The sequence below is a fragment of the Nonomuraea sp. NPDC003201 genome (assembly GCF_053590415.1).
Genome location: NZ_JBSFTC010000031.1, coordinates 13,436 through 28,123, shown reverse-complemented (window position 1 = coordinate 28,123; position 14,688 = coordinate 13,436). Strand labels below are relative to the sequence as shown.

16 protein-coding genes are annotated in these 14,688 nt (G+C 69.5%); 4 read left to right on the top strand and 12 right to left on the bottom strand.

The features are described from left to right. Positions 1–9: 9 nt before the first annotated feature. Together ACWDX9_RS14930 and ACWDX9_RS14925 are read right to left on the bottom strand one after the other, a co-directional pair. Entirely contained in the window at positions 10–2,232 is a 2,223-nt protein-coding gene (locus tag ACWDX9_RS14930; protein WP_350733363.1) for an ATP-binding SpoIIE family protein phosphatase, read from the bottom strand. 123 nt (positions 2,233–2,355) lie between these two features. Continuing rightward, positions 2,356–3,060 (bottom strand): metal-dependent transcriptional regulator, encoded by a 705-nt coding sequence (locus ACWDX9_RS14925; RefSeq protein ID WP_185070520.1) that lies wholly within the window; start codon positions 3,058–3,060, stop codon positions 2,356–2,358. A gap of 102 nt (positions 3,061–3,162) precedes the next feature. Here ACWDX9_RS14925 and ACWDX9_RS14920 point away from each other — a divergent pair, with 102 nt between their 5' ends. Next, positions 3,163–3,780, top strand: coding sequence for a UdgX family uracil-DNA binding protein (locus tag ACWDX9_RS14920; protein ID WP_449953574.1), 618 nt, complete (start codon positions 3,163–3,165; stop codon positions 3,778–3,780). A gap of 10 nt (positions 3,781–3,790) precedes the next feature. Here the strand turns inward: ACWDX9_RS14920 and ACWDX9_RS14915 are convergent, their stop codons facing one another. Then, positions 3,791–5,026: an MFS transporter gene (locus ACWDX9_RS14915; protein ID WP_449953572.1), complete on the bottom strand. Its 1,236-nt coding sequence runs from the start codon at positions 5,024–5,026 to the stop codon at positions 3,791–3,793. A 10-nt stretch (positions 5,027–5,036) separates the two neighbouring features. Continuing rightward, positions 5,037–5,690 (bottom strand): pyridoxamine 5'-phosphate oxidase, encoded by a 654-nt coding sequence (gene pdxH / locus ACWDX9_RS14910; RefSeq protein ID WP_449953569.1) that lies wholly within the window; start codon positions 5,688–5,690, stop codon positions 5,037–5,039. Between the two features lie 256 nt (positions 5,691–5,946). Between pdxH and ACWDX9_RS14905 the strand changes: the two genes are divergently transcribed. Next, the gene (locus ACWDX9_RS14905) at positions 5,947–7,053 is read left to right on the top strand and encodes a citrate synthase 2 (RefSeq protein WP_350733356.1); all 1,107 of its coding nucleotides are present in this window, start codon (positions 5,947–5,949) and stop codon (positions 7,051–7,053) included. 137 nt (positions 7,054–7,190) lie between these two features. Continuing rightward, complete coding sequence (gene serC, locus ACWDX9_RS14900) at positions 7,191–8,300, top strand: phosphoserine transaminase (protein WP_449953566.1); 1,110 nt, start codon at positions 7,191–7,193, stop codon at positions 8,298–8,300. On the opposite strand, the gene ACWDX9_RS14895 is transcribed toward serC, so the two are convergent. Continuing rightward, complete coding sequence (locus tag ACWDX9_RS14895; RefSeq protein ID WP_364264891.1) at positions 8,279–8,647, bottom strand: BlaI/MecI/CopY family transcriptional regulator; 369 nt, start codon at positions 8,645–8,647, stop codon at positions 8,279–8,281. The genes serC and ACWDX9_RS14895 overlap by 22 nt on opposite strands. A gap of 37 nt (positions 8,648–8,684) precedes the next feature. On the opposite strand from ACWDX9_RS14895, the gene ACWDX9_RS14890 reads away from it, so the two are divergent. Continuing rightward, positions 8,685–9,269, top strand: a complete 585-nt coding sequence (locus tag ACWDX9_RS14890) for a TIGR00645 family protein (protein ID WP_350733351.1) — start codon at positions 8,685–8,687, stop codon at positions 9,267–9,269. A gap of 3 nt (positions 9,270–9,272) precedes the next feature. Here ACWDX9_RS14890 and ACWDX9_RS14885 read toward each other — a convergent pair whose 3' ends face one another. From ACWDX9_RS14885 to ACWDX9_RS14855, 7 genes are all read right to left on the bottom strand, one after another. After that, positions 9,273–9,896 carry a rhomboid family intramembrane serine protease gene (locus ACWDX9_RS14885; protein WP_350733349.1) on the bottom strand — a complete coding sequence of 208 codons (624 nt, stop codon included), beginning with the start codon at positions 9,894–9,896 and terminating at the stop codon, positions 9,273–9,275. Between the two features lie 225 nt (positions 9,897–10,121). Next, positions 10,122–10,886 (bottom strand): crotonase/enoyl-CoA hydratase family protein, encoded by a 765-nt coding sequence (locus tag ACWDX9_RS14880; protein WP_355204451.1) that lies wholly within the window; start codon positions 10,884–10,886, stop codon positions 10,122–10,124. Positions 10,887–10,893: 7 nt separating this feature from the next. Then, positions 10,894–11,667: an SDR family NAD(P)-dependent oxidoreductase gene (locus tag ACWDX9_RS14875; protein ID WP_449953562.1), complete on the bottom strand. Its 774-nt coding sequence runs from the start codon at positions 11,665–11,667 to the stop codon at positions 10,894–10,896. A 48-nt stretch (positions 11,668–11,715) separates the two neighbouring features. Then, positions 11,716–12,054, bottom strand: coding sequence for an STAS domain-containing protein (locus ACWDX9_RS14870; protein ID WP_101785558.1), 339 nt, complete (start codon positions 12,052–12,054; stop codon positions 11,716–11,718). Positions 12,055–12,149: 95 nt separating this feature from the next. Beyond that, positions 12,150–12,887 (bottom strand): energy-coupling factor ABC transporter ATP-binding protein, encoded by a 738-nt coding sequence (locus ACWDX9_RS14865; RefSeq protein ID WP_449953560.1) that lies wholly within the window; start codon positions 12,885–12,887, stop codon positions 12,150–12,152. Continuing rightward, positions 12,881–13,636, bottom strand: coding sequence for a cobalt ECF transporter T component CbiQ (cbiQ, locus tag ACWDX9_RS14860; RefSeq protein ID WP_449953557.1), 756 nt, complete (start codon positions 13,634–13,636; stop codon positions 12,881–12,883). Before cbiQ ends, ACWDX9_RS14865 begins: the two co-directional genes overlap by 7 nt. Positions 13,637–13,639: 3 nt before the next feature. Next, positions 13,640–14,638: an energy-coupling factor ABC transporter permease gene (locus tag ACWDX9_RS14855; RefSeq protein ID WP_449953555.1), complete on the bottom strand. Its 999-nt coding sequence runs from the start codon at positions 14,636–14,638 to the stop codon at positions 13,640–13,642. Positions 14,639–14,688: the final 50 nt, after the last annotated feature.

Genomic DNA, 14,688 nt, shown 5'->3' with positions numbered 1-14,688 from the left:
GCTAATCACTCATCTCCCGCGAGTGGGAATCTCGAACCAGACGGCTTTGCCTTCCCTGGTAGGACGCGATCCCCAACGCCTGGCCAGCTGGTCGACGAGGTAGAGGCCGCGCCCGCCCTCGTCGTTCTCCCCCGCGCTGCGGATGCGCGGCAGGCGCAGGTCCTGGTCGAAGACCTCGACCCAGACCGACTCCTCGCCCCTGCGCAGCCTCAGCGTGAACTCCTTGTCGCCGACCACCTCGTCCTCGAAGCCCGGCACGTCCCAGGACTCGTCGAACGGCAGCGGCGGCCCCTCCACGACCAGCTCCCTGCGCGGCACGGTGGCGGTGGCGGCGTGCAGCACGACGTTGGTCACGACCTCGGAGACGAGCAGGCAGGCCAGCTCGGCCCGTTCCTCGGGCACGTTCCAGCTCGAGAACGCCTCCGACGCCATCCGGCGCGCCTCGCCCACCATGATCGGCTGGGCGGGGAACGTGCGCTCCTCGACGTCGAGGTCGACGTCGCTGGAGCGGACGACCAGGATCGCCATGTCGTCGTCGATCTCGCCGGGCACGGCCACCGTGGCGGTGTCGGCGATGCGCTCGACCTCGGCGCCGGACATCTTGGCGAGCTTCTCGCAGAGCACGCCGAGCGTCTCTTGCTCGCTCGGCACCTGGCCGTCGCGGCCCGGGCGGCGGTCGACCAGGCCGTCGGTGTAGAGCAGCAGCGCCGCGCCCGGCGGCAGCGTGCGCGTCTCCTCCTTGTAGACCAGGTCGGCGTGCAGGCCCTTGGCGTGGACGCCGAGCGGCTGGCCGACCTCCTCGATGTCGAGCTCCACGCACTGGCCGTCGACCAGCAGCAGCGGCGGCGCGTGGCCCGCGTTGGCGAAGGACAGCTGGCGCGACCAGGCGTCGTAGACCAGGTACTGGCAGGTCACGATGGGCGGGATGCTGACCTCGGCGCCGTTGTCGTCGTGCTCGGGCGTGGCGATGATGCGGGTCCACTCGTCGAGCCTGGCCAGGATGTCGGCCGGCGACTTGTCGTCCTGCGCGAAGGCCCGCAGCGCGGCCCTGAGCTGGCCCATGATGGCCGCCGCCTTGGCGCCCCGGCCCTCGACGTCGCCGATCACGATGCCGACCCGGCCCGCCGACAGCGGGATCACGTCGTACCAGTCGCCGCCGACCTGGGTCTGGATGCCCTGGCCGTGGGAGGCGAGCGGGGCCGCCGGGTAGTAGCGCACCGCGATCTGCAGGCCGTCGAGCTGCGGCAGCGCGCGGGGCAGCAGGTATTTCTGGAACGACTCCGCCGTGTGGCGCTCCTCCTCGAACAGCAGCGCGTTGTCGATGGCGAGCGCGACCCGGGTGGCGATGGCGCCGACGAAGTCGCGGTCGAAGGCGTCGTAGTGGGGGCTGCGCCGGTCGGTGAGGTTGGACAGGCCCAGATACATCAGCCCGAGCGTCTCGCCGCGCACCAGCAGGGGGGCGACGATGGCGGAGGTCATGCCGATCTCGCCGCACAGGCGGGCGCTGCCCTCGCTGGTGGCCGGGTAGCTGCTGGTGGCGAAGCTCTCGACCAGGATCGTCTCCTGGCGGCGCAGCGCCGTGTCGGCGTAGTGGCCGGAGGGGTAGCGGATCTCCGCGCCCAGCGGCTTCCAGGTGCCCGACGGCGGCGTCCATCCCTGGACGTGCTGGGAGACCCGGCGTACGAGCCGGTCACCCTCCATCAGCTCGATGAAGCAGTGGTCGGCGAACTGGGGCACCAGCATCTCGGCGACCCGCTTGAGCGTCTCCTCGACGTAGAGCGAGCCGGCCAGCCGCTCGCCGATGCGCTCCAGCAGGCCGAAGCGGTCCTTCTCGCGCTCGTTGCTGCGCAGCGCCTCGCGCGCCATGATGACGATGCCCGTCACCGAGCCCGAGGCGTGGCGCAGCGGCACGGCCTGGGCGCGTACGTAGACGATGGTCCCGTCGCCGCGCCTGACGTCGAACGTGCCCTCCCACACGCCGCCCTTGAGCACGTGCTTGGCCAGCTCGACCGCCAGCGGGTGGTCCTTCTCCATGATCCCGAGGGACAGGACGGACGCGTCACGTGAAGGCGACTTGCCCTGACGGCCGAAGAGCTTCTCGGCGAAGGGGTTCCAATAGAGGAGATTGCTGAAACGGTCGGTGACGATCACCGCCATCTCAGCGTGATCGAGCACAGATCCGGCACCCAGGTGATCAGCCGTTTCCTGTGACAGATCCCCCCATCGATTCATCCGGAGACCACTCCTTGGGGTGGCATGCACGCAAAGTGGACCACGGGCGCTCCTGCAACAGTCTTGGCCAGGGGAGAGTGGAGGGCCTCCCAAGAGGGATTCAACCAAGCCGCTGCGCGCGCGTCAGCGCTTGGAGACAAAAACGTGCGCGGCGACATCGCGCGGAAGCTCCGCGGGAGTGTCGTTCGCGTCACCGTCACCTGTCACCCGCACACCGTCGTCGCTCGCCGCGAGCGTCACCTCGCGTCCGGGTTGTATCCCAACTTGCTTGAGTTTAAGCATCACAGCAGGATCGCTTTGCACTTGTTCGCTAATTCGACGCACGACGACCGGCGTGTCCCTCGGCCCCGCCAGGTCTGACATCGATGTCAGCACCCCGGCGCCGCCCTCGGGGGGCTCCTTGGCGCCCAGCTCCGCGAGCCCGGGGATGGGGTTTCCGTGCGGGCAGACGGTGGGGTTGTCGAGCAGGGTCACCAGGCGGGCCTCGACCGACTCCGACATGACGTGCTCCCAGCGGCACGCCTCGATGTGCACCTCTTCCCAGGGAAGGCCGATCACCTGCGTGAGCAGGCACTCGGCCAGCCGGTGCTTGCGCATGACCCGCGTGGCCAGCGTGCGGCCCAGATCGGTCATGGACAGGTGGCGGTCGCCCTCGACGCGGACGAGGCCGTCACGCTCCATGCGGGCGACGGTCTGGCTCACGGTGGGGCCGCTCTGCTGCAGCCGCTCCGCGATGCGGGCGCGAAGAGGGACGATGCCCTCCTCCTCGAGCTCGTAAATCGTGCGGAGGTACATCTCGGTCGTGTCGATCAGGCCGTGTGCGGTCAAGGCAGTCCTCCCAATCAAATATTACGCCGGTCGTGGCGGGGACTGGGCCCGTCCGCAGCGGGCACAGAAGTCACACGAACCCTATTGGGAGAACGACCGACGATGGTTAAGGACGGAAACAAGGGAGCGGCCGAGTTCCTTCCCGACCAGCTCGATCTCGACTCGCTGCGGCGCGCGGCGGCCTGCTGCCAGGGCTGCGGGCTCTACCTGAACGCCACCCAGACCGTTTTCGGCGAGGGTCCGCAGCGGGCCCGGTTCATGCTCGTGGGCGAGGAGCCCGGAGATCAGGAGGACCGGCAGGGACACCCGTTCGTGGGCCCGGCCGGGCGCATTCTGGACAAGGGACTGGAAGAGGCCGGAATCGAGCGCGAGGACGTTTACGTCACGAACGCCGTCAAGCATTTCTCCTTCACCCTTCGCGGAAAGCGGCGGATCCACCAGAGGCCGACGGCCGGCGAGATCGACGCCTGTCATCCGTGGCTCGACGCGGAGCTGGCCCTCGTGCGGCCGGAGGTGATCGTGGTGCTCGGGGCGACGGCGGCCAGGGCGCTGCTCGGGCGGGAGTTCCGCGTGACGCACCACCGGGGCGAGCCGGTGCCGCTCGGCGACGCGCTGGCCGTGGCCACCGTGCACCCGTCCGCCGTGCTGCGCGCGCCCGACAGGGACCAGGCGTACGCGGGCTTCCTGGCCGACCTGAAGGTGGCCGCCCAGGTCGTCTGACCTCTGACCTTTATCGAGCCCGATAATTGCGGAATGCGGGCACGGACAGGCCGACGAGCAGCACCGTGACGGCGCAGGCGATGCCGCCGCCCACCCAGGCGCCGCTCACCCCCAGCTCCGTCGCCGTCGCACCGGCCCGCAGGTCGCCCAGGCGCGGCCCGCCCGCCACGACCACCATGAACGCCCCCTGCAGCCGCCCCCGCATCTCGTCGGGCGCGTACAGCTGCAGGATGGACTGCCGCCACACCGACGAGATCACGTCCGCCACCCCGCCCACGGCCATGAACGCCACCACCAGCCAGAGCTCGCTCGCCAGCCCGGCGGCGGCCACGGCCAGGCCCCAGACGGCGATCACGACGACGAGCGCGACCCCCTGCCGCGAGACCCGCCCCACCCAGCCGGAGAACAGCGCCCCGGCCACCGAGCCGATGGCCATGGCGGAGCTCATCCAGCCGAGCGCGTACATCGAGCCGCCGAACCTGTCGGCGGTCAGCTCAGGGAAGAGCGCGCGCGGCAGGGCGAACACCATCGCGATGATGTCCACGACGAACGACATCAGCAGCACCGGGCTCCTGACGATGAAGCTGAGCCCTTCCAGCACCGCCCCGGCACCCGGACGTCGCACTTCGCCCAATGGGGGCAGTGAGGGCAGCCTGAGGGCCGCGTAGAGGCTCGCGGTGAAGAGCAGGGCGTCCATCGCGTACGCCGCCGCGAACCCGCCGGAGGCCAGCACGACCGCGCCGATCATCGGACCCGCGACCGCTCCGATGCTGAAGACCAGCGAGTTGAGCGCGTTCGCGGCGGGCACCAGCTCCTTCTCCAGGATCCTGGGGATGATCGCACCCCTGGTCGGGCTGGTGATCGCGAAGCCGGTGGCGTTCAGGGCGACCGCGCCGAAGATCAGGTAGACGTTCCTCATGCCGAGCAGCGCCTGCCCGAGGATGAGGAGCGTCGCCGTCCACGCGATGAGCGAGCCGACGATGAGCAGCTTGCGCCGGTCCACGGCGTCGGCGACCGCCCCTCCCCACAGGCCGAAGACGATCAGCGGGATCAGGTTGGCCATCCCCAGCAGCCCCACGTAGAACGAGGAGTGGGTGAGCTCCCAGACCTGCTGGCCGACGGCCACGACGGTCGCCCCGACGCCGACGTGCGAGACGGCCTGGCCGAGCCAGAGCCGCCGGTACTCGGGCGCGCCGAGTGGCCGGGTGTCTACCAGATGACGCTTGACCAGCTCCGCGATCGCCACTCCATGAACACTAAGGTGCCAGTCTTTCCAGGACCCAACCGGGTCGTGTCCGCCGATAACGGAGCCTGTCGTGCATCCGGTCGAGTTGTCCCTGCCAGAACTCCATCTCTATCGGATAGACCCGGAAACCTCCCCAGAAGTCGGGCACCGGTGGACTCTCCGGCCAGCGTTCGGCCAGCTCCGTGTAGCGCTCGTCCAGCTCCTCCCTGGACCGCACGACGGCCGACTGCCGCGACGCCCAGGCGCCGATGCGCGAGCCGTACGGGCGCGAGTTGTAGTACTCGGCCGACTCCTCGTGGGAGATCCGCGTCACAGTGCCCTCGATGCGTACCTGGCGGCGGATCGGATGCCAGGGGAACAGCAGGGACGCTCGGGGGTTCTCGCCCAGGTCGCGGCCCTTGCGTGACTCGTAGTTGGTGTAGAAGACGAAACCGCGTTCGTCGTAGCCCTTCAGCAGGACAGTCCTGGCGCTCGGGCGGCCGCCGGACGAGGCGGTGGCCAGGACCATGGCGTTGGGTTCAGGCAGGCCGGACTCGAGCGCGTCCTGGAACCAGAAGGTGAATTGCTCCATGGGTTCGGACGCGAGGTCGGATTCGAGCAGCGGCCGGCCCTCGTACGTTCGGCGTAGCCCCGCCAGCACGGGCGGGCGCGGGGTGGCATCCACGAGACGGTATTCTTGCGCGCTTGCGTGGTAGATCCCATGCAACCCCCCTCACCAGCGGGTTTGGCCTTACGGCGGGTCCCGAGACCGAGCACGACCTGGGAAGGGGTTAAATTGACCCGCCGGTATCTCGACATCAACAGAGCGGAGGAGCTCGGGGGGAGAGAGCGAGGGCAACGATGCCAACGACCCCCGAAGCGGCCCCGACCATTGGCACAGCATTGCCCAAACATGGCAAGGGAAAGGGAGGCGGCCGAGTATGTCCGACTTCAAACCCGGGCTCGAAGGCGTCGTAGCTTTCGAGACCGAGATCGCGGAACCGGACAAAGAAGGGGGCGCCCTTCGATACCGGGGCGTCGACATTGAGGAGCTGGTCGGCCGCGTCCCGTTCGGGGCCGTTTGGGGCCTGCTGGTCGACAACAAGTTCCAGCCGGGCCTGCCCCCGGCGGAGCCGTACCCCATCCCTGTCCACTCCGGTGACATCCGCGTAGACGTGCAGAGCGCCCTGGCCATGCTGGCTCCGGCCTACGGCTTCAAGCCCCTGCTCGACATCACCGACGAGGAGGCCCGCGACCAGCTCGCCCGCGCCTCCGTCATGGCTCTCTCCTTCGTCGCGCAGTCCGCGCGCGGCCTCGGCCTGCCGATGGTGCCGCAGAGCCGGGTCGACGAGGCCGAGACCATCGTCGAACGTTTCATGATCCGCTGGCGCGGTGAGCCTGATCCCAAGCATGTCAAGGCCATCGACGCTTACTGGACCTCCGCCGCCGAGCACGGCATGAACGCCTCCACGTTCACCGCCCGCGTCATCGCCTCCACCGGGGCCGACGTGGCGGCGGCGCTCTCCGGCGCCGTCGGCGCCATGTCGGGCCCGCTGCACGGCGGCGCCCCGGCCCGCGTCCTGCACATGATCGAGGGCGTCGAGCAGCTCGGCGACGCCAAGAAGTACGTCCAGAGCGAGCTCGACAAGGGCAACCGGCTCATGGGCTTCGGGCACCGCGTCTACCGCGCCGAGGACCCGCGCGCCCGCGTGCTCCGCCGTACCGCCAAGGAGCTCGACGCCCCCCGCTACGAGGTCGCCGCGGCGCTGGAGCAGGCCGCGCTGGACGAGTTGCACGCCCGCAAGCCCGACCGGGTGCTGGCCACCAACGTCGAGTACTGGGCGGCCGTGGTCCTGGACTTCGCCGAGGTGCCCTCCCACATGTTCACCTCGATGTTCACCTGCGCGCGCACGGCCGGCTGGGCCGCGCACGTCCTGGAGCAGAAGCTCACGGGCCGCCTCGTGCGCCCGAGCGCCAACTACGTCGGCCCCGCCTCGCGTCCCCTGAGCGACGTCCCCGGCGCCGCCGAGGTCACCGGCAAGAACTGACGGGATCGGCCCCGGCACGTCCGCCTCACCACGAGTTCGGCGGCGCCCGGGGCCTTTTCGTCAGTTTTGGGTGTGGGCTTCTTCTCAGATTCCGCCCCGGTCCCTTGTCAGCCCCGCGGGATCAGTACCCTGGTCAAGTGGCTGACATCGTGATTCCCGCTGACATCAAGCCCGCCGACGGCCGCTTCGGCTGCGGGCCCTCGAAGGTACGCACCGAGCAACTGGCCGCGCTCGCCGCCTCCGGCGCGAGCCTCATGGGCACCTCCCACCGCCAGAAGCCGGTCAAGAACCTGGTCGGCCGCGTACGCTCCGGGCTCGCCGACCTGTTCTCGCTGCCCGAGGGCTACCAGGTCGTGCTGGGCAACGGCGGCACCACGGCGTTCTGGGACATCGCCGCCTTCGGGCTGATCCGCGACAGGTCGCAGCACCTGTCGTTCGGCGAGTTCTCCTCGAAGTTCGCGACGGTGGCCAAGAAGGCCCCGTGGCTGGGCGAGCCGAGCGTCATCACGTCCGAGGTCGGCACCTACCCGACGGCCGTGACCGAGGAGGGCGTGGACGTCTACGCGCTCACCCACAACGAGACCTCGACCGGCGTCGCCATGCCCATCAAGCGCGTGGGCTCCGACGACTCGCTGGTGCTCGTGGACGCCACCTCCGGCGCCGGCGGCCTGCCCGTCGACATCGCCGAGACCGACGTCTACTACTTCGCCCCGCAGAAGAGCTTCGCCTCCGACGGCGGCCTGTGGATCGCGATCATGTCGCCGCGGGCGCTGGCCAGGGTCGAGGAGATCGCTGCGACCGGCCGTTACGTGCCGGAGTTCTTCAGCCTGCCGGTCGCGATCGACAACTCCTCGAAGGACCAGACCTACAACACGCCGGCCGTGGCCACGCTGTTCCTGCTGGCCGACCAGCTCGACTGGATGAACTCCAACGGCGGCCTGGCCTGGACCACCGCCCGCACGGGCGAGTCCAGCCAGCGCCTCTACACGTGGGCGGAGAAGTCGGCGTACGCCACGCCGTTCGCCGCTCCGGAGTTCCGCTCCCAGGTCGTCGGCACGATCGACTTCGCCGACTCCGTCGACGCCGCCGCCGTGGCCAAGGTGCTGCGCGCCAACGGCATCGTCGACACCGAGCCGTACCGCAAGCTGGGCCGCAACCAGCTGCGCGTCGCGATGTTCCCGGCGATCGACCCGGCCGACATCGAGGCACTGACGGTCTGCGTCGACTACGTGGTCGAGCGCCTCTGACGGCGTGACAGCTCTTCCATGAGGGCGAGCGCGTCCGCCTCCTCGACTCTCTGCGCGAACCTGGCCAGCACCGGCAACCTGTCGCCGCCGGCCGAGAGCGCTTCGAGCATGAGGTCGGCGACGTGCTCGTCCCTCGACTTGACCGCGGCGTAGCGGAACGCGTTGCGGTAGGGCGTACGTTCGAGCAGCCCCTTCTTCACCAGCCGCTCGGCCACGGTCTGCACCGTCGTGTACGCCAGTTCGCGCTCCTCGTTGAGCCTGACCAGCAGCTCCCTGACGCGCATCGGTTTCCGGGCATCCCACAGCACGTCCATGATCGCGCGTTCCAGGGACCCCAGGCTCGCCAACTGACCAACCCTCCGGTTCGATTAGTAGGAAACATTGTTGCCCGAAAAAGTCAGATCCGGCCAGGGGATCTCACGGCCGAAGAGCCTCGGCTATCTGATGTTCGCCAGCCGCTGGCTCCAGGTCCCGCTCTATCTGGGCCTCATCGTGGCCCAGGCGGTGTACGTCTGGCAGTTCGCGCTGGAGCTCTGGCACCTGATCGAGACGGTGTTCCTGCACACCGCGCCGGTCACCGCGGCGACGCCGTCGCCCGAGGTCGTGGTCATGCTCACGGTCCTGGCGCTCATCGACGTGGTGATGATCTCCAACCTGCTGATCATGGTGATCATCGGCGGCTACGAGACCTTCGTCTCCCGCATCAACCTCAACGACCATCCCGACGAGCCCGAGTGGCTCTCCCACGTCAACGCGAACGTCCTGAAGGTCAAGCTGGCCACGGCCATCGTCGGCATCTCGTCGGTGCACCTGCTGCAGACGTTCATCAGGGCCCAGTCGACGCCCAACGACAAGATCATGTGGCAGACGATCATGCACCTGGCCTTCGTGGCCTCGGCCATCGGCCTCGCCTACATCGACCGCCTGCTGGCCACCTCCCCGGCGGAGCACACGCGGTCACATCTCTGACCCTCAGTACGCCGGGATCTCGCGGCCCTTGCGGCGCAGCACCCAGCCGGCCACCACGCCGCCGATGAGCCCGAACAGGTGGCCCTGCCAGGAGATGCCCTGCTGGTTGGGCAGCAGGCCCGCCAGGATCCCCCAGTACGCGAAGCCCACGCCGACGGCGATGGCGATGTCGAGCAGCCTGCGGTCGAACAGGCCGCGGGCCAGGATGAACCCGAAGTAGCCGAAGATCAGGCCGCTGGCGCCGACCGTGTAGACGTTGGGGCTGGTCAGCCAGGTGCCGAAGCCGCCGATGAGGATGATCAGCACGCTGGCCCACAGGAACTTGCGCAGGTCACGCAGGCCGGCCAGGAAGCCGAGGACCAGCAGCGGGAGCGAGTTGGCCATGAGATGGCCGAAGCCGCCGTGCAGGAACGGGGCGAACAGGATGCCGATCAGGCCGTCGGGCTCCCATCCGATGATGCCGAACTCGCGGTCGAGCCTGCCGTTCAGCACGAAGTCGAAGCCCTCGACGACCCACATCACGGCCAGCATGGCGACCACGACGGCGAGCGCGCTCAGCGCACCGGACAGGAGCGCCCCGGCGCCGCGCTTGGCCGACTCGAACCTGTGACCCGAATAGTCGCTCATGCGCTCTCCCGGTACGTTGCCTTCTCTTTCTTTACCGTAGCCAGGAACACTTATGCACGCGCTAAAAGCCCGCCCCTGACGCAATCCGGCAACCCCGAGGCCCCGCATCCGCGAGAAGCGGGCTGAGGTTCCCTCGGGGGGATGGCGGGGCGCCGAGGCAAGGGCTCGGGCGGGAGAGCGGTTGGGGGGTGCTCTCCCGCCCGTGAGAGGCCGGGCGCCGGACGGTTACTCGCCCGTCCAGCGGGGGGCGCGCTTCTCGGCGAAGGCGGCCGCGCCCTCCATGGCGTCCTTCGAGCCGAACACCGGCCCGACGATCGCTCCCTGCTTGGCGAACATCTCCTCCAGCGACCAGTCCTGCGACTCGATGATCACCTTCTTGGTCGCGGCGAGCGCCAGCGGCGCGTTGGCGGCGATCTTGCGGGCCAGCTCCAGCGCCCCCTCCAACGCCTCCCCCGGCACGGTGATCCGGTTGACCAGCCCGAGCTCGTACAGCCGCGCCGCCGGATAGTGGTCGCCGGTCAGGGCGATCTCCATGGCCACGTGGTACGGGATCCGGCGCGGCAGCCGCATGACGCCGCCCGCGCCCGCCACCAGCCCGCGCTTGGGCTCCGGCAGCCCGAACTTGGCCTCCGACGACGCCACGATGACGTCGCACGACAGCGCCAGCTCGAACCCGCCCGCGAGCGCGTACCCCTCCACGGCGGCCACCAGCGGCTTCTTCGGCGGCGACTCGGCGAGCCCGCCGAAGCCGCGCCCCTCGACCACCGGGAAGTCGCCGGACAGGAACCCCTTGAGGTCCATGCCCGCGGAGAAGGTGCCACCGGCACCGGTCAGGACATAAGCGGAAATGTCGGGGCGGGCGTCGAGCGCGTCCAGCGCCTCGGCGATCCCCCGCGCCACCGCCCCGTTCACAGCATTCCGCGCTTTAGGGCGATTTATCGTGATTACGGCGACGTTCTCGGATTCCTCGACGAGTACTTCGTCAGACAACGAGACCTCACTTGGGCTGGAAGCGGATGCCGCCGTCGAAGCGGATGACCTCGGCGTTCATGTAGTCGTTCTGGATCAGCGAGTGCACCAGGTGCGCGAACTCGTCGGCCCGCCCCATGCGCTTGGGGAACACCACCGGCGCCACGAGCTTGGCCTTGAACTCCTCGGAGTTCGCCGTGAAGCCGTAGATGGGCGTGTCGATGATGCCCGGGCAGATCGTGTTCACCCGCACGCCGATCGCGGCCAGGTCGCGCGCCGCGGGCACCGTCATGCCCACGATGCCGCCCTTGGAGGCCGAATACGCCAGCTGCCCCGTCTGCCCCTCCAGCGCCGCCACGGAGGCCGTGTTGACCACCACGCCCCGCTGCCCGTCCGCGTCGGCCGGCTCCGTCTTGGCGATCGCCGCGGCGCCGATGCGCATGAGGTTGAACGTGCCGATCAGGTTGACCTCGATGACCTTGCGGTACGTGGCCGGGTTGTGCGGGCTGCCGTCACGGTTGACCGTGCGCTCGGCCCAGCCGATGCCGGCGCTGTTGACCACCACGCGCAGCGGCTTGCCGGTGGCCACGGCGGCGTCCACGGCCGCCTGCACCTGCTCGTCGTCCGACACGTCGGTCTTGACGAACACCCCGCCGAGCTCGTCGGCGACGGTCTTGCCGCGCTCCTCGTTGAGGTCGGCGACGACGACCGTGGCGCCGGCGCGGGCCAGCTCGCGGGCCGTCGCCTCCCCGAGGCCGCTGGCGCCGCCGGAGATGATTGCTGCAGATCCGTTCACGTCCATATCCCGGACCCTAACCCGCCGACCGAATGAAGTTCTACTCGGGGGGCGTCAAATCTCACCCACAGCGCTGTCGACGTCGGAATAGACCTTGATGCGCCGGTCGAGCCCCGTCGTACGGAGAATGCGCGCCACCGGCGCCTGGGGCGCCGCCAGGGACACGCCGCCGCCCTCGCCCGTCGCCAGCCGCCAGGCCTCGATCAGCACCGACAGGCCGCTGGAGTCCATGAACGACAGCTGCTGCAGGTCGAGCACCAGCCTGGCGCTGTCCTGCTTGATCGCGTCACGCACCTCGTCGCGCAGGAACGGTGCGGTGAACAGGTCGAGCTCTCCCTCAACGGCCACCACCACGGCATCACCAAGGGCGTGTCGCGCAAGCCGCAGCTTCATTTGGCCCCTCCTCGATGAGCCACTGTACTTCGACATCCCCGGGTCCCGGGCATGCACAAACTATGAAGAGGCGGGCAGGACGCGGATAAATGCCCTCACACCGCAGGGATCGCGAATCCGTATGGAAGCTCCAGGCGGTGCTCGGCCAGCAGTTCCGCGTCGGAGAGCAGGTCACGCGTGGGGCCGTCGGCGGCGATGACACCGCCGGAAAGGATCAGTGAACGTTCACACAATTCCAGCGCGTACGGAAGGTCGTGCGTGACCATGAGCACCGTCACGTCGAGCGAGCGCAGGATCTCCGCCAGCTCCCTGCGGGCGGCCGGGTCGAGGTTGGACGAGGGCTCGTCGAGCACCAGGATCTCCGGCGCCATGGCCAGCACGGTCGCCACCGCCACCCGGCGCCGCTGCCCGAACGACAGGTGGTGCGGCGGCCGGTCGATGGCCTCCAGCATGCCCACCCGCTCCAGCGCGTCCTTGACCACCCGGTCGAGGTCCTCGCCGCGCATGCCCGCGTTGGCCGGGCCGAAGGCGACGTCGTCCCTGACCGTGGGCATGAAGAGCTGGTCGTCCGGGTCCTGGAAGACCAGGCCGACGCGCTGCCTGACCTCCTTGAGCGTGTCCTTGCGCACCGGCGTGCCGGCCACGGTGACGCTTCCGTGCCCCGGGGTGAGAATCCCGTTGAGATGCATGACGAGGGTGGTCTTGCCGGCGCCGTTCGGGCCGAGCAGGGCCACGCGCTCGCCGCGGCCGATCGACAGGTCCACGCCGAACAACGCCTGCGTGCCGTCGGGATAGGCGTAGGCGAGCTGCTTGACGTCGAGAGAGTTCACCACGAAAGTCCCCATACTGCGAGGGCCATGGCCGGCAGAGCCAGAGCGATGCCCCATTGACGTACAGATGCCGAAATATCTTGGATCACCGGCATCTGGCCGGTGTATCCCCGGCTGAGCATGGCCAGATGCACGCGCTCGCCCCGCTCGTACGAACGGATGAACAGCGCCCCGGCGGACCGGGCGATCACCGGGACATGCCGTAGATCACGCGCCTCGAACCCACGCGACTCCCTGGCCACCCGCATCCGCCGCATCTCGTCCATGATCACGTCCATGTACCTCAGCATGAACATGGCGATCTGCACCAGCAGGGCCGGCAGCCGCAGCCGCTGGGCGCCGATCAGGATCACCCGCGGCTCGGTGGTGGCCGCGAGCAGGATGGAGGCGATCACGCCGAGCGTGGCCTTGGCCAGGATGTTCCAGGCCGCCCAGAGGCCGGGCACGCTCAGCGAGAGCCCGAGGACCGTGGTCCGCTCCCCCAGCCCGATGACCGGGGTGAGGAAGGCGAACAGCACGAACGGCACCTCGATCACCATCCGCCGCAGCACGTACGCCAGCGGCACCCGCGCGGCCACCGCCACGGCGCCCAGCAGGGCGGCGTAGACCGCGAACGCCCAGAACCGCTCCCTCGGCGTGGCCACCACGACGATCGCGAAGGCGAAGACGGCCAGCAGCTTGCACTGCGGCGGCAGCCGGTGCACGACCGAGTCGCCCGGCAGGTAGAGCTGGTGATGGTGCCCCGCGCCCACGCGTCACACCTTGGCCGCGTCGCGGCCGCGGGCGGCGTACGCCACGGCCCCGGCGATGAGCAGCACGAGCCCGACGCCGACGATGCCGGCCACGCCTACGGGGATGCCGCCGACCTCGCCGTAGTCGGCCAGCCCCCACGTCACCAGGTGGTCGGTCGCCTGGCCGAGGAAGCCCTTGTTCTCGGCGACCGCCTCCAGCCCGTCGGGCGAGGACGAGGCGAAGAACGACACGGCTCCGGCCAGGACCAGCGTCAGGCCGACCCCTCCGAGGAGGAACGGCTTGAGCCTGCCGGGCGTGGCGGCCGGCTCCTGCCCGCCCACGGTGGTGGTCGCGCCTTCGGCGCCGCGCAGGACCAGGGGCCTGGTCAGGCCGCGGGCGCCGTACACGAGGTCGGGCCGCACGGCCAGGACCGCGCCGACGGTCATGGCCGTGATCAGCGCCTCGCCGATCCCGATCAGGACGTGCACGCCTCCCATGGCCGCCGCCACCGCGCCCACCTCGATCGGCGCGGTCCCCCCGATCCAGAACAGCAGCGTGAACGCCAGCGCGGAGGCCGGCACCGAGACCAGCGCCGCCAGGAACGCCGCCACCGCCACACGTCCCCTGGACAGCCCCGTCACCAGCCGGAAGATCCCCCAGCCGACCACCACGGTGACGATGCCCATGATCGTGATGTTGATGCCGAGCGCGGTCAGCCCGCCGTCGGCGAAGAACACGCTTTGCACGAGGAGGACCACGGCCATACACAGCACACCCGTGTACGGCCCGACGAGTATCGCGGCCAGCGCGCCGCCCAGCAGGTGGCCGCTGGTGCCGGCGGCGACGGGGAAGTTGAGCATCTGGACGGCGAAGATGAAGGCCGCCACGAGCCCGGCCATGGGAGCGGTCCGGTCGTCGAGCTCGCGCCGTGCCCCGCGTAGACAGACGGTGACCCCGGCCGCCGCCACCACCCCGGCCGAGATGGACGTCGCGGCATTGAAGAAGCCATCTGGTACGTGCACGGCACACCTCCTGCAAGAGCAAACGGTCCTACTTTAGGACATCGTCTTGC